15 protein-coding genes are annotated in these 19,322 nt (G+C 41.1%); 2 read left to right on the forward strand and 13 right to left on the reverse strand.

Annotated elements, in window-relative coordinates:
• Positions 1–6: 6 nt before the first annotated feature.
• Both K348_RS0108260 and K348_RS0108265 read right to left on the reverse strand, forming a co-directional pair.
• Complete coding sequence (locus tag K348_RS0108260) at positions 7–2,349, reverse strand: GH92 family glycosyl hydrolase (RefSeq protein WP_029904495.1); 2,343 nt, start codon at positions 2,347–2,349, stop codon at positions 7–9.
• 214 nt (positions 2,350–2,563) lie between these two features.
• Entirely contained in the window at positions 2,564–3,295 is a 732-nt protein-coding gene (locus K348_RS0108265; RefSeq protein ID WP_029904496.1) for a phosphodiester glycosidase family protein, read from the reverse strand.
• A gap of 198 nt (positions 3,296–3,493) precedes the next feature.
• Between K348_RS0108265 and K348_RS0108270 the strand changes: the two genes are divergently transcribed.
• Positions 3,494–4,903: an amidophosphoribosyltransferase gene (locus K348_RS0108270; RefSeq protein ID WP_029904497.1), complete on the forward strand. Its 1,410-nt coding sequence runs from the start codon at positions 3,494–3,496 to the stop codon at positions 4,901–4,903.
• 15 nt (positions 4,904–4,918) lie between these two features.
• On the opposite strand, the gene K348_RS0108275 is transcribed toward K348_RS0108270, so the two are convergent.
• The 9 genes from K348_RS0108275 to pstS form a co-directional block, all read right to left on the reverse strand.
• A complete protein-coding gene (locus K348_RS0108275; RefSeq protein WP_029904498.1) occupies positions 4,919–6,595 on the reverse strand; it encodes a putative transporter in 1,677 nt (558 codons plus the stop codon).
• A gap of 149 nt (positions 6,596–6,744) precedes the next feature.
• Complete coding sequence (locus K348_RS0108280; protein ID WP_029904499.1) at positions 6,745–7,452, reverse strand: SGNH/GDSL hydrolase family protein; 708 nt, start codon at positions 7,450–7,452, stop codon at positions 6,745–6,747.
• 205 nt (positions 7,453–7,657) lie between these two features.
• The gene (locus K348_RS0108285) at positions 7,658–9,385 is read right to left on the reverse strand and encodes a cell wall metabolism sensor histidine kinase WalK (RefSeq protein ID WP_029904500.1); all 1,728 of its coding nucleotides are present in this window, start codon (positions 9,383–9,385) and stop codon (positions 7,658–7,660) included.
• Between the two features lie 90 nt (positions 9,386–9,475).
• Positions 9,476–10,177 carry a response regulator transcription factor gene (locus tag K348_RS0108290; RefSeq protein ID WP_029904501.1) on the reverse strand — a complete coding sequence of 234 codons (702 nt, stop codon included), beginning with the start codon at positions 10,175–10,177 and terminating at the stop codon, positions 9,476–9,478.
• Positions 10,161–10,841 (reverse strand): PhoU domain-containing protein, encoded by a 681-nt coding sequence (locus K348_RS0108295; RefSeq protein WP_029904502.1) that lies wholly within the window; start codon positions 10,839–10,841, stop codon positions 10,161–10,163. Before K348_RS0108295 ends, K348_RS0108290 begins: the two co-directional genes overlap by 17 nt.
• 84 nt (positions 10,842–10,925) lie before the next feature.
• Complete coding sequence (gene pstB, locus K348_RS0108300) at positions 10,926–11,708, reverse strand: phosphate ABC transporter ATP-binding protein PstB (RefSeq protein WP_029904503.1); 783 nt, start codon at positions 11,706–11,708, stop codon at positions 10,926–10,928.
• The gene (pstA, locus tag K348_RS0108305; protein ID WP_029904504.1) at positions 11,693–12,571 is read right to left on the reverse strand and encodes a phosphate ABC transporter permease PstA; all 879 of its coding nucleotides are present in this window, start codon (positions 12,569–12,571) and stop codon (positions 11,693–11,695) included. Before pstA ends, pstB begins: the two co-directional genes overlap by 16 nt.
• Positions 12,568–13,482, reverse strand: a complete 915-nt coding sequence (gene pstC / locus K348_RS0108310; protein WP_231496756.1) for a phosphate ABC transporter permease subunit PstC — start codon at positions 13,480–13,482, stop codon at positions 12,568–12,570. Before pstC ends, pstA begins: the two co-directional genes overlap by 4 nt.
• A gap of 47 nt (positions 13,483–13,529) precedes the next feature.
• On the reverse strand, positions 13,530–14,600 hold the full coding sequence (gene pstS, locus K348_RS0108315) for a phosphate ABC transporter substrate-binding protein PstS (RefSeq protein WP_029904506.1): 1,071 nt from the start codon (positions 14,598–14,600) through the stop codon (positions 13,530–13,532).
• Positions 14,601–14,784: 184 nt separating this feature from the next.
• On the opposite strand from pstS, the gene K348_RS0108320 reads away from it, so the two are divergent.
• Entirely contained in the window at positions 14,785–16,131 is a 1,347-nt protein-coding gene (locus K348_RS0108320; protein WP_029904507.1) for an MATE family efflux transporter, read from the forward strand.
• Positions 16,132–16,138: 7 nt separating this feature from the next.
• On the opposite strand, the gene K348_RS0108325 is transcribed toward K348_RS0108320, so the two are convergent.
• Entirely contained in the window at positions 16,139–17,164 is a 1,026-nt protein-coding gene (locus K348_RS0108325) for a hypothetical protein (protein WP_029904508.1), read from the reverse strand.
• Between the two features lie 96 nt (positions 17,165–17,260).
• On the reverse strand, positions 17,261–19,264 hold the full coding sequence (locus K348_RS0108330; protein ID WP_029904509.1) for a hypothetical protein: 2,004 nt from the start codon (positions 19,262–19,264) through the stop codon (positions 17,261–17,263).
• Positions 19,265–19,322 lie beyond the last annotated feature (58 nt).

A 19,322-nucleotide genomic window follows, 5' to 3' on the forward strand; every position in this document is an offset into this window, starting at 1 on the left:
TTAAATTTAGTATTTAGGCTGACTACCCATTTTCAATTTCAGCGTGCCTCCCTTTTCTAAGTCGGCAAAAGGAAGTCGCAGACTTTCATTTACTTTTCCATTAAGGGAAGCCTCCTGTATGTAGATATTCTGCTTCGAATTGTTTTCTGTTTCTATTACGAATTTTCCTTTCCTGATATTATCTGGCAATTTTATCGTAATCCTGTCGAATAACGGGCTGCCGACTTGAAACGATGCGTTTGGAGCAGTTAACCCTTTCACATCGAAGAGCCCCATACCTGACAGTACGTACCATGCTCCTAATTGCCCCTGATCTTCATCCTGTCCGTAGCCGTATCCGTGAATGCCGTCGTTTCCGTAAAACTCGTCGCAAATAGCCCTAACCCACTTCTGAGATAAATCCGGCCGGCCTGAGAAATGGAACAGCCACGAAATATGCAGGTTAGGTTGGTTGCCCTGATTGTAGAGGCCTTGCAAGCCTGCGAAAGCGTCGATGGTTTTACCGCCACCGAAGATATTCTGTTGCGATATGGTAAATATACTGTCCAGCCGCTGATTGAATACATCTTTGCCCAGAGTTTCCACCAATTCTTCGGCATCGTGCGGTACATAGAATGTATATTGCCACGCATTTCCTTCCTGAAATCCTGTCCACGGCTGAGCCGGGTCAAAATCTTTTATAAACTCACCGTTTATATCTTTCGGGCGCATAAATTTAACGGATGAATCGTAAATCAGCTTCCAGCTTTTGGCAAGTTTCGACAGTTGTTCGTAATCTTCCGTTTTGCCCAATTCTTTTGCGAACTGTGCTACAGCATAGCTGCTGAATGCATATTCCAGCGTATGCGAGGTACCGAATACCGAGCCTTCGGTTGTGAGTTCGCTTGCCACTCCGGGCTGTGGTGGTATGTAAGGACAATATCCTCTTTGCACGAAAGCACCTACATCCATTTTTCCTGCTCCGGGAATGCGGTCTTTCCACTCCAGTTCGTTTTTTCTGGCAGCTTCATAAGCTAGATTTATATCGAAGTTGCGTATACCTACGTTATATGCTGCAGCAATGGCAAGGCTTGTAAAATTAGTACCTACACCTGATACGTACTTGCTCGTGGCAATACCATCGCCGAGCCATCCGGCATCCTTATACACAAGCAACTGACTCTGTATCCAGTCGGCATAGTATTCGGGGTAGGCAATAGCCCACAGTTGAGTGAGATTCCAGAATGCACCCCATATAGCATCAGTATTGTAATGATGATGAACAGGCTTGCCATTGGAATCCAGTTCTATCTGTCCTATAGTACCGTCATTTTTAGGATATGCGCCGTTCACATCGCTTGCCAGACCCCGGCCCTGTAGGGCATGGAACAGGCCGGTATAGAATTTAGTCTTATCTTCCGCTGTACCGCCTTCGGCATCTATACGTCCCAGATAATCGTTCCATGTCGCTATTGCTTGCGTTTTGGCGTTATCGAAAGAAAGATCTTTCGCTTCTGCCTCAAGGTTTTTTCGGGCGTTTTCGATAGATGTATAAGATAGCCCCACTTTTATGTTTATGGCTTCATTGGCATTGGTGCTGAATATCATATAAGCCCCTGCGCCCACGGCTTTTATTTCTTTTTGTCCGGCTACTATGCTGTCGTAGATAAATGTACCGCAGGTTTCAGGAGTTTTGTCTATCACAGCAGAAAAGTACATGCTGACGGTTGCCCCCGCCTGATATTTCTTTACATATTCGGGACGTGTAATCACATAGCCTTCGATATGTGTATCGTCCACTATCTTTACTTCTGCATCTATAACCTGTCCGCTTTCGCCCATCTTACGGCCTATGTCGAAGATGATGTTCGATTCTTTCGACTCGGGAAAGGTATAGCGATGAAAGCCTACACGTTCTGTTGCTGTCAGTTCGGCTTTTATATTATAGTCTTTCAGCAAGACAGAGTAATAGCCGGCTGTGGCTGACTCGTCTTTCTTGTCGAAATTAGAACGGTATCCCGATTCCACATCTTCAAGCGTTCCCGGTATGGTTTGCAGTTTGCCCACGGTAGGAGCGAATGTTACTCCTCCTATCTGAAATTCGTGAAAATTGGGGAAACCTTCTATTGAAGAATGTCGTTCGTCGTATCCCACGGCTTCCCATCCGCCGGGATTGCCATAGCTACCATTGGTAGAAGGTGCTAGTTTTGCCATACCGAAGGGCTTAGAGGCCGGAGTGTAGAAAAACCATCGGCTGTGTGCCGTGCCTATATTGGGGTCTACATATTGGGTATAGTCTTGTGGTGATTGAGCAGATTCACAACTAGCAAGCAACCCGATAATAAATAAAAGAGATAGGTTTTTTTTCATAAGAGTATTTGATTTATATGTACATACATACCTACAAATATAGCGATAATTTTAAAAAATAAAAATTTGTACAGGTTTTATCAGCCTCCCTTTTTGAGTTATTTGAAATATATTTTTCTGCTTTTGGTTACTGGTTTAGCGGATTAAAACCCATAACAAAGAGCACATCAAATATTTCCTAGTATTTGATATTAGAGCTTGACGAACATCTCTCTTATTTTGTTATACCGATAATCACTCCGAAGTCTCCGTCTTTAGGCTTTAATAGTTTTTCAGGTAAATACATCCGCGATACGAATCCATCGAGATATAAAGCATTCTTGCATCCTTTCGATTTGAAATAAGATGCAAAATCAAAGAAATTCACTTTTGCCGTAGATATGGCAAACAGAATCTTTCCATCGGGTAATATGCCTACTCCGTTTCTTATCTGAATATTAGCAGAGCCTTCTTTTAAAGCAGGATGTAATTCCCCGTCGATAATCAGCATGGGCCCCGACTGAGTAGCATATTTTATATTCCCGTTATCTATAAAATCTTCAGTCTTACAAACTGCAGCTATATTATTGTCCGTAATATAAAAAACACCGTTCGGTTTCAGATAGAAATTGCCCTCGCCGGATGAAGTATCCAAAGCCTTTAAAATTTTGTACTTTTCTATATAAAGTCCTTGTGGGGCATAACTAGGGTCGAACATGCCTCCATTCATGGCAAATACTAATTCTTTGCCCTTTCTTTTTTCATAGATTTTCAAATTCTGTATACTGCGGATTACTTTACCGCTGTCGTCTTTCCAATAAAAAGCTATATTTTGTGATTTAGCATCGGCAATATAGCTGATAACCTTGTCGTCTATCGGGCTATTACAGTTAGTCGTGAAAGAAACCGCTACGATAATAGTGGATATCAAAAGAATAGTAAATATGATTCGTTTATATAGATTCATTCATCCGGATTTTACGTTGCCAATTTAATAATTATGTGCTTTCCGGCAAAATATTTGCAAATGGTTGCACTTATCTGTGCATGCATGAAAAGTTATGCACATTCTTATATTAAACTCTTGGTTTTTGTCCTGTTTTCTCTCAAAAACTAGTACTTTTATACCCCAATCTGAAAATTATAAATAAAAACACATTATACAATGGGTGGTTTTTTTGGAACGATATCTAAAACAGCCTGTGCAACAGACCTTTTTTACGGCACAGATTACAATTCACACTTAGGAACCCGCCGGGGTGGTATGGTCACACTCCATGAGGGAATATTCAAGCGGGCAATACATAATCTTGAAAATTCATATTTCCGGCTGCGCTTCGAAGCCGATTTAGATAAGTTCCAGGGAAATTCCGGTATCGGTATAATAAGTGATACCGACCCGCAACCGATATTTATCAGTTCACATCTGGGCAAATATGCCGTAGTGACAGTTGCCAAAGTGAATAATATAGCCGAACTGGAAAAAGAATTGTTAGATAAAGGATGCCACTTTTCGGAATTCAATTCAGGGCAAATAAACCAGACAGAATTAATAGCATTGATTATTTCACAGGGTAATACTTTTGTGGAAGGTATCGAGCTGGTACAGGAAAAGATAAAAGGTTCGTGTTCTATGCTTATTCTCACTGAAGACGGAATTATTGCAGCCCGCGATAAATGGGGGCGTACACCTATACTTATCGGTAAAAAGAATGGCGCATATGCAGTATCGAGCGAGCCGTGTAGTTTTCCGAATCTCGATTACGAACTCGATTATAATATGGGGCCGGGCGAGGTGGTTATGCTGACAGCCGACAGTATGACACAGTTGCGCAAACCAAATAAGAAAATGCAGGCTTGCTCATTTCTTTGGGTATATTACGGCTATCCGGTTTCAGATTATGAAGGAATAAATGTAGATGCAGTACGTTATGCCAGTGGAAAGGCTATGGCAAAGAAAGACGATACTGAGGCCGACTATGTCTCTGCTATTCCGGACTCGGGTATCGGTATGGGGCTTGGTTATGCCGAAGGTAAAGGAATCCCGTATCGCCGTGCAATAATTAAATATACGCCTACATGGCCGCGCAGTTTTACTCCTGCTAATCAGAAAGTGCGCGATCTGGTAGCTAAGATGAAGCTTATTCCCAATCGTGAACTGCTTAGGGATAAAAGAGTAATATTCTGCGACGATTCCATTGTTCGTGGTACACAGCTAAACGATAATGTAAATATACTTTATGGTTACGGGGCTAAAGAGGTGCATATCCGCCTCGGAAGTCCTCCCATTTTATTTTCGTGTCCTTATATCGGATTTACAGCAGCAAAATCTCCGCTGGAGCTGATTGCGCGTCGTACAGTGCTGGAACTGGAAGGCGACCATGAAAAGGATCTGGACAAGTATTCTACTTCGGGTTCGGAACAATATAACAATATGATAGATTCTATCCGCAAGAAGCTGAATATTACTACACTGAAATTTATGCAAGTGGAAGATCTGATTGCATCTATCGGCCTACCGAAAGAATGCGTATGCACGTACTGCTATAACGGGGCAAAACCGGACGAAGAATAATTCCTGCGTTCAGCTTTAGATAAAAAACATTAACAGCATTTGAGTAAATACTATCCGTGCAAACATGGATACAGGATATACTGTTGCATAAGCTACGGACGGTTCATCATCTTCTATGATAGAATTTACATAATTGAGCGCCATCGGATTTGCCATACTTCCACAAAGCATACCAACGCATCTGCCATAGTTGATTTTGTATATCTTCATGGCTATAATGGCAACAATAATTACAGGGACGACAGTCAGTATAAAGCCGAAAGCTATCCATAATAAGCCTTCTGTCTGGAATACCGTTTCGAAGAAGTGCTCACCTGCACTGATACCCAGACAAGCCAGATAAACAGTAAGCCCGAACTGGCGCATCAACAGATTGGCGCTTTGAGTAGTATATGTCGTAAAACGAAAACGCGGACCGAATGCACCCATCAATATTCCCACAATGATAGGTCCTCCGGCAATGCCCAGCTTTACAGGGAAACTCATTCCCGGAAAGGGTAGGGGCAACGCTCCCAAAATAAGACCTAATGCAATACCTGAGAATATAGCAATAAGATTAGGTTTATTCAACCTTTTCTCTTCATCTCCCAATATTTTAGCCACATTATCGATAGATGCTTTTTCTCCTACAACAGTCAGTTTATCACCTATCTGTAATGAGAGATCGGGAGAAGCCAGCAGGTCTATACCGGCACGATTGATGCGGGTGATATTTATTCCGTAATTATTTCTGAGCCTTAGCGCGCCCAGTTTTACACCGTTCACTTTATTACGGGTAACAATGATACGGCGCGAAACCAGTTGGCTGTTGTCGATATGGTTCCAGTCTATATCTTCTTTATTCCAGTCTACATCTTCCTGTTCGCCAAATAAGACTTTTATATGTTCAACATCCGACTTTATAGAAATAACCAACAGGTGATCATCGCTTTGCAATACGGTTTCGGATGTAGGTATCGTAACTTTTCCATCGCGCCAGATGCGTGAAATAACAAAACGCTTAGGTGATAGTTTCATTATCTCACGAATGGTTTTTCCGTCGATTGCCGGATTGGTAATGTGGAATTCGCCTATATAGGTATCATGATTTTTCTTTTCAGTAGGTGTAGCATAAGCATCACCCGATACAAAACACTTTTTAAGGAATACAATAGCAAGAATTACCCCGACAACTCCCAGAGGATAAGCTACGGCAGTAGCAAGCGCCATATCGGCGACCGCTTTCATATCTCCGCCTGTGATTTGTTTCAATGCCTGTTGGGCAGCACCAAGAGCAGGAGTATTTGTTGTTGCTCCGCAAAGGATACCCACCATATTGGGTAACGATATTTGACTTGTGTAGCTGAATATAAGAGCCATAGCCAAACCTAGAAATACAACGCCGAGCGCCAGCATATTCAGCCTGAGGCCACCTTTCCTGAGAGAAGAAAAGAATCCGGGACCAACTTGTAAGCCGAGTGCATATACAAAAAGGATAAGTCCGAAGTTCTGGGCAAAACTGAGCATATCCTTATTCAGGTCGAGATTGAAATGCCCGAGTACGATGCCGACAAAGAAAACAAAGGTGATACCCAGTGAAATATTAAAGAGTTTAAGCTTTCCAAGTTGTAAGCCAAGGGCAGACACAACTGAAATAACTATAATAGACTGAACCGACGACGGTTCGAAAATGGTTTCCGTTAACCAATCCATAACATTACATTAGAAATGCAGCTGCAAAGGTAAGACAATAAAAATGAATGCGCCAATATTGTGTGCTTGAAAATAGTGGAACGGCATTCAAATAAGCTCATAAAAAAAGCACCTGTACAACAGATGCTTTTTGAGATTGTAAAGAACGATTACCTATCTATAAAATATTCCATAATAAGTTCTTTTACAATCTTATGCCCTTCACCGTTAGGATGATTGCCCTGACTCATATAACTATTCAGGTCTTCACCATTCAGCTTTTTATTTTTAAAGGCTTTATAGCTGTCAATAAGACCAGTCTTATATTTCTTAGCCAGTTCCCTTATTTGCTTACTATGCAGTTCGAGCGGAGCGTTACTATCTCTTATATCTTCTCCCAAATCGGGGGTAGGTGTCATAAGTACGATTTTTATACCTTTAGTTGTAGCCTTTTCTATCATGCTGATCCATGCCTTTTTAGCTCTTTCCAGACCAATGCCACGGTCGTTAAGGGCATAATCTATAAATATTACATCCGGCAGGTGGTTTAATACTTCGTTTTCGAATCTTAAGGCGCCTTGTTCTGCATTTTCTCCGCCTATCGAAGTTGTTAGGGTGTTGACCACAGCGTAAGGATAATGCTTTTTGACGGCAAGCAGTGTCAGATGCGGATAGGATTCTAAGGTATTGACGGCCGGAGTTTTGAAATATCCGCTGGGTACACTATGTCCGTGAAAAACGATATTTATAGTTTTGTTTTCGGGAAACTGTTTTGCAAGCTCCTGCTTAACAGGTCTCAGATAATCCGAATATGTTCCGACTTGTGCATGAAGCACCATTGAAGTAAAAAGAGAGAATATAATAAATAACTTTTTCATGATATGCTTAAAAACCTTTTTTATTCTTTCTGTAATTTACAAATATAAGAAAAATAATATTTTAACATTTACCAAAAATGATATATAAATTTATAATATTGGTAAGAAGTAAACCTCGGATGTATTGCTATAAAGGTTGGTGATATCGTAAAAATATAAAAGCACGGAATATTTATCCCGTGCCTATTCTATAATAATATATATTTTACTTTCTGAGAGTGAAGAAGAATTCCAGTCCGCCTTCCGCACGGTTTTTTACCTGAATTTCTCCTTTATGGAATAAAACTGCATTCTTAACGATAGATAATCCTAGTCCCGAGCCTCCGGTATCGCGTGTGCGACCTTCATTCACCCGGTAGAAACGTTCGAATAAGCGTGGCAGATATTTCTCATCTACACCAACACCTGTATCGCAGTAGCTGAAATAGAGATAATTCTCATCTTCCATATAGTTTCTGATGTTGATATTCACATCACGGCCGGCATAACTTATTGTATTGTCTACCAGATTACGGAAGATAGAGTAGAGTAAGGTATAATTTCCTTCAATGAAAAGGTTGTCTTTAAGAAATACATTTAGTCGTATATCGTTGGACTTCAAACCGTCGGTCAGGTCTATCCTCACTTCTTCCACAAGCTGCGAAATATCCACCTTTTCCAGTTGAAATTGTGAGGGTGCTTCTTCAATTTTACTGATGAGGCTTACATCCTCAATAAGGTTCGATAAACGTATCGTTTGCAGATGCGCCCGATGTATGAATTGCGTCTGCTTATCTTCGTCCAGCTTCTGTGCATCGAGCGTTTCCAGATAGCCGCGCAGGCTGGTGACAGGCGTCCTTAGTTCATGGGCTATATTATTTGTCATTTCCTGTTTCAACAGGCGCGTCTTTTCCAAGCGGCTGACATCCTTTATCGTAATTTCAAAACTATCGTCTTCGAATACGATAGTTTGTATCGAAAATATCTTGCCGTTTTTCTTTAATTGGAATATATGGAAATTTTCATCTTTTTTCCTATTGCTGATAAATTCGATAGCCGGATCGAATATTTCTTCTTTAATAATAGCTTCCAGATTAAAAACAGGCTGATCAACGATAAAATTGAAATACTGGAAAAAGTGCGTATTCGCATATATCTTTTTGAATTCTTTATCAAAAATACAGATACCTTCATTTGCATATTGAAAATGCTGTATCAGCTTTTCGCGCTCCATTTCCAATTCTTCTTTACTCTTCTCTTTCTGTTTCAGTATTGAAACGAGTTGTCTGCCGATTTCACCCAGTTCGTCATCAGGGAATTCGATTTTTTCAGTTAATGGTTTATCTTCCTTTATCTTGGTTGCAAGCGTTTTTAGCTGTGATATGGAACTGCCGAAGCGCCCTGCGACATAATTAAGTAATATAAGGACAATGACAAACATTCCGACAACAATGTATATAAAGAAGTTATCGGCTTTTAGCATACTTTTTGTCTCTATATTATAAGGGAGCGCTACACGCACAAAATAATCTTTGTAGTGTTTAGCATAATAGAGATACTTTTGTTGTGTAGAAGCAGACATGCGAATATTCGAACCTGTATTCTGATATAAGGCATTGCGGATTTCTGGTCGGTCGAGGTGATTATCTAATTTGCCGATATCCTCTACATCCTTATCGAAAAGTACATTCCCTTCCGGATTGATAATGCTTATGCGGATATCTTCGGGGAGGATAGTCGACAATGTATCTACTTTGGCCATATCACTGTCGGATAAGTGGCGTAGGGTCATATACTCGTGTATCATTTCGGCATAGCTGTCGAGCCTGTCTTCAAGCGCTTTTGTCCGCTGTGCTTTTTCTTCCTTTTGTTCGAAAATAATGATACATACGGCAAATATGGTGAAGATGACAAGGAAATAAGAAAATATTCGTTGCTTATAGCTTAGTTTCATAATCTTTTGAGTTATAAGTTACTTCGCCCTGCGGGCAGTTACCAGTTACGAGTTCTTTTTTTCTTGTAACTCGTAACTGGTAACCAATAACTATTTATTTTGCATATTGAATGTATACCCGTATCCTGTACGGTTTATAATATAATCCCCGTATTCGCCGATTTTCTTCCTAAGGCGTGCAATATGTACATCTACCGTCCTTTCCAGGACTATGCCGTCGTCTTTCCATGCTTTGTCGAGTATATCGGCGCGGGAAAATATACGGCCCGAGTTCTCCACAAGCAATACCAGTATATTGAATTCGGTTTTTGTCAGTTCCACCATTTCTTTATCTACTGTGACAGTCTTGGTATCGAAATCTATTTCAAGATTGTTTACATTCAGGATATTATTATCAGAAGTTTTATCCTGATTCTCTGTTCTTTTCAATACGCTTCGTACCCGTGCTACTACCTCTTTGATAGAAAACGGCTTGGCTATGTAATCATCACCTCCGATAGAAAAGCCAGTCAGCATATCGTTTTCGGTATCTTTCGCCGTCAGGAAGATAATAGGTGTATTATTACCTTCTTTCCTTAATTGATCGGCAAACTTAAATCCCGAGATACCCCCCATCATCACATCCAACAGTATCAAACGATGTTTCGGAGTAAGCATTTTTGCTGCCTGTTCGGCCGATTCGGCAAGGTCGATATTATATCCTTCATTTTGCAGGTTGAACTGCAATATCTCGCGGATATCCGGTTCGTCGTCTACTATCAATATAGATATGTTCTTATTGTTTGTTTCCATGCCTGATGTCTTTTCCTTCGGTTAAATATATGGCAGCTTCAGCTATATTTGTGGCGCTGTCGCCGATTCGTTCGAGATTGTGAGCTATAGAATTTGCATTTACCATGTTCTGTATTTCGGCTTTACTCAAATGCTTATTGGTAAAATGTTCCTGTAAAGATAAACCTATTTGATGATATAATTCGTCTACTTTGTCATCTTCTTCTATTACCTGATAGGCTGTATGGCTATCTTCATTCGAGAATGAGAAAATGGCATTACGGAGCATCTCACTTGTATATTGCACCATCTTATATATTATCTTCCGGATGTTTTCGAAGTGAGGAGCGGATAAATCTGTTTTCTTAAGGAAGTGAATAATATTCAGAAGCATATCGCCTATCCGTTCCAGATTTGTCGTCAAATCCTGATAAGTGATTATCTTTCGCAAGTCGGCAGCAATGGGATTGAATTGGAAAATGGTGAAAACGACTTCCTCACGGACTTTAATTTCAAGCCTGTCCATTATTATTTCGTTCGATTCGGCCTCTTCATAGAGTGATTCAAGTGTATTGTCATGCAATAGCTTAGTTGTTATCTGCATCTGTATCATGGCTGTTTTCGATAATAATTCGAAATCGTGGAGAAGCAGTTCGAGTTGCTTGGCTTTTATATTTGTTGTCATGTTATCTTAATTTGAAAATTTGTAAATTAGCATATTAGCAAATTATTTTTCATTTTCAAATTTGCTAATTTTCGAATTGATACATTAACTAAATACCCCTGTCAGATAATCTTCAGTCCGCTTATCCTTCGGTTTGGTAAACATTTGCTTTGTGGTGCCATATTCCACCAGTTCGCCCAAATACATAAACATAGAATTGTCGGACAGGCGCGCTGCCTGCGACATATTATGCGTAACAATCACAATTGTATATTGTTTCTTCAGTTCGAATATAAGTTCCTCTACACGGTTGGTAGATATAGGGTCGAGTGCAGAAGTCGGTTCGTCCATAAGTAAGACTTCCGGCTTTAGGGCTAATGCGCGGGCGATACATAACCGTTGTTGTTGTCCACCCGAAAGGAAAGTACCTTTCTTTGTCATCGAGTCTTTCACCTCATCCCACAGAGCCACACTGCGAAGGCTGTTTTCTACGATTTCATCGCGTTCTGCCTTATTCAGTTTTATATTATTCAGTTTATAACCTGCAATGACATTTTCATAAATACTCATTGTAGGAAAAGGATTCGGACGCTGGAATACCATGCCAGCAAGCCTTCTTACTTTCATCGGATTCATATGGAATATATCCTTTCCTTTTAACAATATTTCGCCTGTGGTCTTAATATCAGGATATAATTCGTGCATACGGTTAATAGCGCGCAGCAACGTACTCTTGCCACATCCGGAGGGACCCATAATGGCAGTAACGGTGTTTTCTTTTATCCCAGCATTTACCATATTTACGGCGTTTTTACCGGGAGTGTAGGATACCGAAACATCCCTTAGTTCCAATATATATTCTTCCTTCAAATTTATTGAATTTTCCATTTTTTTGCTATACTTTTTGCGAAGAGATTAATACCCAGAACGAAAAGCAAGAGTAGCAAGGACGAAGACCATACAAGGCTTGCAAGGTTAGGGTCGTTATAGAATTCCCATATCAACAGCGATATGGCACTTGTCGGTTGTGTGGCGTCCCAGTTTACAGATGCAGCGCCAAGCGCAGTAACCAGTAAGGGTGCGGTTTCGCCCATTACGCGCGATACGGCAAGAAGTGAACCTGTAAACAATCCACTAAAAGCCGAGGGCAGTAATACCCGTAATATAACGGTGGTATATGAACCGCCGAGCGCCAGTCCGGCTTCTTTCAGCGAAGCGGGCAGCATTTTTATACTTTCTTCGGTGGAGCGTATTATCATCGGCAGCATCATAATGGCAAGGGCGATACTACCCGCCAGTGCCGAGTAGCCAGACATAGGTACTACCACCCATATATAAACTACTACCCCGATTACGATAGAGGGTATTCCCTGCAGTAAATCACTGAGGCTACGGACAAAATTAGCCATTCGCTTTTTCTGGTTTTCGGCAAGGTATATCCCAACCATAATACCTAAAGGGATAGCTATAACGGTAGCAATAGCCAGAATCAGCAATGTACCTGTTATCCCGTTCAATATGCCGCCCGGAATAGGGCTGTCGCTGATACGGGCAAGCATAGCTTCCATCGATGTGGGGGCTACTTCGGTGAACAGGCTAAGATTGAATTGTTTATATCCTTTCTTTATCAGTTCCCAGAGGATGAGAAAAAGAGGAATCATCGTAAGGCCTGATAGCGTGCAGACTCCATAGAAGAACACTTTATTCTTCGCAAGCCTGAATTTAGCGGTGGATGTCAGTCTCTTTTTCATTTATTTACCATTTTCATGATGTACTTGGCCACAAAATTGATACATGCTGTAATAAGGAACAGCAATAGTCCGATAGCCATGAGTGAACTCAGTTTCAATCCGCTGGCTTCGCCGAACTGGTTAGCAATAATACTTGCCATTGAGTTTCCTGTATCGGATAGTGCCATTGGAATGTTTATCGTATTTCCTATAAGCATCGTTACGGCCATTGTTTCTCCCAGTGCCCGACCAAATGCCAGTACATACGAAGCGAATATTCCCGAGCCTGCAACCGGAAGATTTACACTGGTGATAACTTCCAGATTGGTCGCTCCGAGACTGTAAGCACCTTCCTTCAATTCGTTGGGTACCATAGCTATAAATTCGGCGCTCAGAGATGATGCATACGGGATAATCATAATAGCTAGTACAATAGATGCCAGCAGTACGCCGAATCCCTGATCACTTACACCCATATCTATAAGTATCGGGCGCAGGGTATAAAATCCCCACAACCCGTATACAATAGATGGTATTCCTGCCAGCAGGTCTACAACCGAACTGACTATTGTCGATATTTTTTTATTCCTGAAATATTCACCGTTGAATAAGGCAACCGATAGAGAAAATGGTATACAAAATAATAATGCAAGTATGGATGTCATCATTGTGCCGACAATGAATGGCAAGGCACCGTACACATCATTTCGCGAGTCCCATTCAGTAGAAGTGATAAAGCCAAATCCAAACTCGGAGAATGCCCCGATGCTTTTGCTTACCAGTCCGTAGATGATTCCTGCGGTGAGGATTATAATGAAGCAGGCAGCAACGAATAATATGGCTTTAAATATTTTATCTTTGAGCCCCTCCCCACCTCCCCGGGGGGAGGCTTTAGTAAACCCTGATAATTTTTTAGTCTTTACATGAAGCATGTTATATCATTTTATAACCTCCCCTTTGGGGAGGAATGGAGGGGCTCTTAGTGAGCAGTGTCTTTAGCAACTGATAGTTGATAGGTTTCTATTTTATTTCCACCGTATGTCATCGATTCTATCAGGGCCTTAGTCTTTTCTACGGCAACGGCAGGGAGTGGTGCATAGTGCGTTTTGGTTGCAATGGCCTGTCCTTCTTCACTGATGATATAGTTTAGTAATCCGACGAGTGCTTTTGCCTGAACTTCCGACCGTGCGTTATAGTTCTGTTCTTTATAAGCGATTATCCACGTAAAGGTACTGATCGGATAGGCCTCGGGATTCGCTGAATTGGTTATAACAACGCGTGTATCATTCGGTATATCTACATTTGCAGATGCTGAAATGCTCTTACTGTCTGCCGCTATAAAGTTTCCGGCACTGTTTTGCAGTAATGCCGATGTCATATTCAATGCCAGTGCATATTCCGAACCGATATATCCGAATCCTCCTTCCGTTTCGGCAATGATGCCCGCTACTCCCGGATTACCTTTTGCTGCGATTCCAACGGGAAATTTCAATGATTTGCCTTCGCCGATTTCAGTTTTCCAAGCCGGGTTTACTTTCGACATATATTCCGAGAAAACCGATGTTGTACCGCTACCGTCCGAGCGGTAAACTACTGTAATTCCTTTATCGGGAAAGTTCAGGGAAGGATTCAATTCCTTGATTTTAGCATCGTTCCAGTTTGTGATCTTACCCAGATAAATATCAGATATAATATCTGCCGTCAGTTTAAGGTCTTTCACGTCTTTCAAATTATAGGCCAGTACCACACCTCCTAATGCTGTAGGTATATGTACCACATCTGCTCCCATGTCCTTTAGTTCGGCATCGGATAAAAATACGTCCGAGGCTCCAAAATCTACAGTCTGGTCTTTCAAACTACGGATGCCACCGCCACTACCGATGGCACCGTAGGTTACCTTGCTGCCTATTTTTGAATATTCTTTGAAAACTATATTGTAGAAAGGGGCGGGGAATGTGGCTCCTGCTCCCGATAAATTGCTCTCTTTGTTGCCGCACGAACTAAGTGCGATTGCTAATACTGCTGTTACGAATAATAATGTTTTTTTCATTTTCTTTTACCATTTTAATTCTGCTGCAATATTATTATGTTATTGCAACAAAGGAACTAAGGTTCTGTTACGAAACAGTTAAGATTACGGGATGTAAAGAATTCCCTGATTTCGGCGGGGAGAAAATTATTCGTACTTTTGCACCCGCTAAACATGATAAATAGAGGGAATCGGATTTTCGAAAATGAAACAGCTTTTTTATAAATATAAATCACATTATATAGCCCTATTGTATCTGGGACTGCCGATTGTTATCGGACAGATAGGCATGATTATAGTCGGCTTTGCGGATACACTCATGGTAGGACATTACAATATGGAGGGGCTTGCGGCAGCTTCTTTTGTAAATAATGTATTCAATCTGGCTATAATATTCGGTACAGGATTTTCATACGGACTTACGCCTGTAGTGGGCAGTTTGTTCGGTAATAAAGAATTGCCCGTAGCAGGCAGAATGCTGAAGAACAGTATTTTTGCAAATGTACTGGTAGCAATACTCCTTACACTGATAATGACCGTCTTATATTTCAATGTAGAGAAGATAGGACAACCCGAAGAACTGATACCACTGATTAAGCCATATTATATAGTACTGCTTATATCCATTATATTTATAATGCTTTTCAATGCCTTCAAGCAATTTGCCGACGGGATAACCGATACGCGTACTGCGATGTGGATTCTCCTCGGCGGGAATGTGTTGAATATAATAGGCAATTACATACTCATATACGGAAAACTGGGTATGCCCGAACTTGGACTGCTCGGAGCGGGTATCAGCACATTGGTTTCCCGTATAGTGATGCTTCTAGCGTTTGTGGTTATCTTCTTTTTCACTAAAAGATATATGCAGTATCGCGGAGGCTTTTCGCGGTCGAAGATTAATAAACCCGACTTCAAAAAACTGAATAAACTGGGTTGGCCTATTGCTTTCCAGATGGGTATGGAAGCGGCCTCTTTCAGCCTTAGTGCCGTAATGATAGGTTGGCTGGGGGCCATAGCTTTGGCTGCGCACCAGATTATGGTAACGGTTTCTACCGTCAGCTTTATGATGTTTTATGGTATGGGTGCGGCGATAGCTGTGCGTATCAGTAATTTTAAGGGAACAAACGATATATTGAATATCCGCAATTCGGCTTTTGCAGGTGCGCATATTATCATTGTGATGGCGATTATAACCTCTTCAGTTATCTTTTTCTGTAGAAATTATATTGGCGGTTGGTTTACAGACGATAAAGAAGTGGGCATGGTGGTTGTTTCGCTTGTTTTTCCTATGTTGCTGTATCAGTTCGGCGACGGTATGCAGATTACATTTGCCAATGCACTTAGAGGTATTGCAGATGTAAAGGCAATGATGGTAATAGCTTTTATTTCTTATTTTATAATTGCTTTACCCATAGGATATATATGCGGCTTCATTCTTGACTGGAAAGTACCGGGTGTTTGGATGGCATTTCCGTCAGGGCTGAGTTGTGCGGCTATACTGATGTATTGGCGTTTTCAGAAGAAAACGAAGATGGTAAGTCTATAAATAAAACCTACAAATTAAATTCAATATTTATATAAGCGTATTGTTCCGACTTACTTCTATCTGCATTGATATTGCGGAAGTTAGGAGCTATCTTCAATTGTTTAAGCGGCTGGAACTCTACGCCTATCATCATTAATTGTCCGTCGAGGCTGTTCCAAGGCGAAGTGAAATTGTCGGGATTTGTAGAATCCATAAGGTCATAACGGGCAAATACTCTCCATTTAGAAGCCACTTTTCCCGATGCATAGGCCGAATAACCGTAATAATCTTTCTTTTCTATGAATCCTTTGTTATACACCCTGTTGTATTCCACACCGCCCGATATGTTTTTATCCTGATATCCTGCAAAAAGAGACAGACTATATTGGTCTTTATATTTTGCATCCGTTGCGCTTTCCGGTAATGCATCCCGGCCTGCTTCGTCGTCATTGTATATATCGGCATATACTCTTAATATCGTATTTTTTATAGGGTGCAGGCTGATTCCCGCGGCATAGCGCATATTATTGTCTTTCTTTATCTTCTTATATCCTTCACCGTTGGTAATGCTTACATCTGCCGAAATATAATCGTTGAATTTATATTCTGCTGTAACGCCTAAATCCACACTCGGAGCCATCTTGTTTAAATCCTGAAATGATTTCAGGACATAGCGGTGCATAAAGTAATTTTCCTGGATGCTGAACTGCATTAAACCGGTTAGGCCTACGTTGATATTGAAGCCTTTATCGCTCCAGTTAACAAAAGCATTACGGAGGTGTACTTCAATATCATTGGAAGAGCTTTTGCCCGATGCCCCGTCTATTATTACCTGTCCGGAAAATGTACGTGTGAATTTATAATTATAACCGAGAAATGCCCGTGTGATATCGAATCCTTTTTCGTGGTTTACGTGTCCGAATCCCGTACTATAATCGATAAAACTGCGGGCTATTATCTTCCCCGATGGCTTGAATGCTGTAGAATCCTGAGCAAAGCAGGAGTTTATTCCCTGTAATATGATTATGCAAATAATGAAAGAAAGTTGTTTCATACCCATTCCTAATTTTTTCACAAAGTAAAGTGTAAAAATTTGAAAACAACATTGTAACCTCATTAAGGTTTCGTTAAGATAACGTTACATAATATACTATAGTTCAATATCGATTTTTTGACCGCTTTTGCCTTTTATCGATTTTACAAGCTTTCCGTTTATATATATGTCTGTTTTTATTCTGTCCTGTACTTTATTTACATCTATATCGATTGATTTTTTATCGAAAGCTATTATGTTTTTCAATTGCATATACTCCCAGTCGTTAGGTAGCTGCGGTGTTATTGAAAAACTGTTTAATCCCGTAGGTCTGAATCCGAAAATACCTTCGGTTACCACACGGCAATAAAGTGCGCTTTCGGCAGACAGATGCCTTTGATTTCCTTCGGGCCATGCTTCCACAGCATACGGAACGTGGTCGCCCAGCAATCTCCTTTTGGAATAATCGGTAAGATAAGGCAAGGCTCTTTCTTTTGCACCTGCGGCAAATGCACCGCGCAGCCCGTATAAGGTCGACCTGTCCCAGAATGTCTTATCGCCTGTAATGGTTAACAATCCGTCTTTCGTCCAAAGGAGGGGGGAGAAGAGAGCGTCTACTGTACCATTGGCACGTTCGAAGATATCTACAGTAAGGGGTATGCATATCCAAGAGCGTAAAATATCGTTGCCTTCATAATACCGATAGGTGTCAAATCCCTGTACATCCGCACCGAAGAAGCTGTTTATGTTTTTGTGTAACTGCTCTGCAAGTGTTTTGTATTCTTTTAATTGTTTTTGCGGTATACCCAGATCCCTGCCCAGATAACAGGCTGAAACCAATGCATCGTAATAAAGCGAAGAGGTGCAGAGGTTTGCATCTCCTGACGGAAAACGGTTTTCCAGTTCATCACTATCCGAAGCCACCACTCCGTTTTTATTAATCTTACGCTTACAATATTCGAGGCACCATTCTATCAGCGGCCACACTTCTTTCGCTTTTTCTCTATCGCCCAAAGCTAGTGCCGAACGTGCCGCGCCATACGCTATCATGGCTTGATCGCCCCTGTCGCCTGCACCGTTCCAGTAGCTGTCGCCTTCGGCTATAATCGAGCTTGGTATCGGCTTATATTGGGGATTCATATATTTTGCAAACCATTTCCATGAGGTGAGTACGCTTTCTATGGCTGTATCGTATCCCGTATATGCGAAAAACGGATTAGCATATTCCGCCTGATCGTTTGCCCATATGGCAGCATAATATCTCGAACCGCCGGGCCCGTGAACAAGGCCTGCTTTTGTTTCGTAAATGCTTTCCATAGAGCGTATCTTGGCGAAATCGAACATTTTGTTCAATGTTTTATCCGGACAGTTAAACTGAATGTTTTTGAAGATCAGGTCTGTAAATTCTTTACGCTGTGCGATTTCTTTGTCTATGTCTATATTTGTAAATGCAGCCGAAGAGGTTCTTCGCCCGGAATAAACAACCGAGAAAGAAACGGATTTTCCGGATTGAACTTTGAATACTCCGCTATTGTGGGTTTCTGCTTTTATTTCGTATGCCCCATATACCCCGTTTTCCTGATGCGTGCGTGATGTTTTCTGCATGTCTTCTATATCGACAGTGATGGCATCTTTCCCGTTATTTGTAATCGTGAACTTCTCTACGGCATGAGGCTTATCCACAGACGGAGTTAATTCGCGGCGGAGTACAGAGTTGAAGCCTATATCGGATGTCGACTCCCATATACCTTTCAGATAGAACGAAGATGCTTTCTCCTGAATGACCCTTTTATTGATTTTTATTACCGGACGCGCATCGTCTGCAAATGTATGCATAAGGCTGGCATGGGTATCATTCGGTATCGTCCTCAGCATGGGGAATACCAGTAGCTTCTTGCTAACCAGCAGGCCGTTCGGGTCGGTTCCATAGGTTAGAATAACCGAGATATGCTTGCCGCTCATTTCTATATGGTCGGTATGGATATCATTATTACCGACAGTCCACATGATACCGCCTGCAGCATAACCCGATTCCTCTTTATCCAATATCTTCCAGCGGTTCTGCGCTGTTATTCCCGAAATGCAAAATAATAAACTGATAAATAATGTAATGTTTTTCATATGTAAGGCATTTATAATCACTTGTAAAATTAGCAATTAATTATTTAGTGGCAGCAAA

The organism is Prevotella sp. 10(H) (assembly GCF_000711235.1).
Classification (GTDB): Bacteria; Bacteroidota; Bacteroidia; order Bacteroidales; family Dysgonomonadaceae; genus Dysgonomonas.

Coding starts and splice junctions, on each gene's coding strand:
- K348_RS0108260 (WP_029904495.1), bottom strand. CDS start 2,349: ATGAAAAAAAACCTATCTCTTTTATTTATTATCGGGTTGCTTGCTAGT.
- K348_RS0108265 (WP_029904496.1), bottom strand. CDS start 3,295: ATGAATCTATATAAACGAATCATATTTACTATTCTTTTGATATCCACT.
- K348_RS0108270 (WP_029904497.1), top strand. CDS start 3,494: ATGGGTGGTTTTTTTGGAACGATATCTAAAACAGCCTGTGCAACAGAC.
- K348_RS0108275 (WP_029904498.1), bottom strand. CDS start 6,595: ATGGATTGGTTAACGGAAACCATTTTCGAACCGTCGTCGGTTCAGTCT.
- K348_RS0108280 (WP_029904499.1), bottom strand. CDS start 7,452: ATGAAAAAGTTATTTATTATATTCTCTCTTTTTACTTCAATGGTGCTT.
- K348_RS0108285 (WP_029904500.1), bottom strand. CDS start 9,385: ATGAAACTAAGCTATAAGCAACGAATATTTTCTTATTTCCTTGTCATC.
- K348_RS0108290 (WP_029904501.1), bottom strand. CDS start 10,177: ATGGAAACAAACAATAAGAACATATCTATATTGATAGTAGACGACGAA.
- K348_RS0108295 (WP_029904502.1), bottom strand. CDS start 10,841: ATGACAACAAATATAAAAGCCAAGCAACTCGAACTGCTTCTCCACGAT.
- pstB (WP_029904503.1), bottom strand. CDS start 11,708: ATGGAAAATTCAATAAATTTGAAGGAAGAATATATATTGGAACTAAGG.
- pstA (WP_029904504.1), bottom strand. CDS start 12,571: ATGAAAAAGAGACTGACATCCACCGCTAAATTCAGGCTTGCGAAGAAT.
- pstC (WP_231496756.1), bottom strand. CDS start 13,482: ATGCTTCATGTAAAGACTAAAAAATTATCAGGGTTTACTAAAGCCTCC.
- pstS (WP_029904506.1), bottom strand. CDS start 14,600: ATGAAAAAAACATTATTATTCGTAACAGCAGTATTAGCAATCGCACTT.
- K348_RS0108320 (WP_029904507.1), top strand. CDS start 14,785: ATGAAACAGCTTTTTTATAAATATAAATCACATTATATAGCCCTATTG.
- K348_RS0108325 (WP_029904508.1), bottom strand. CDS start 17,164: ATGAAACAACTTTCTTTCATTATTTGCATAATCATATTACAGGGAATA.
- K348_RS0108330 (WP_029904509.1), bottom strand. CDS start 19,264: ATGAAAAACATTACATTATTTATCAGTTTATTATTTTGCATTTCGGGA.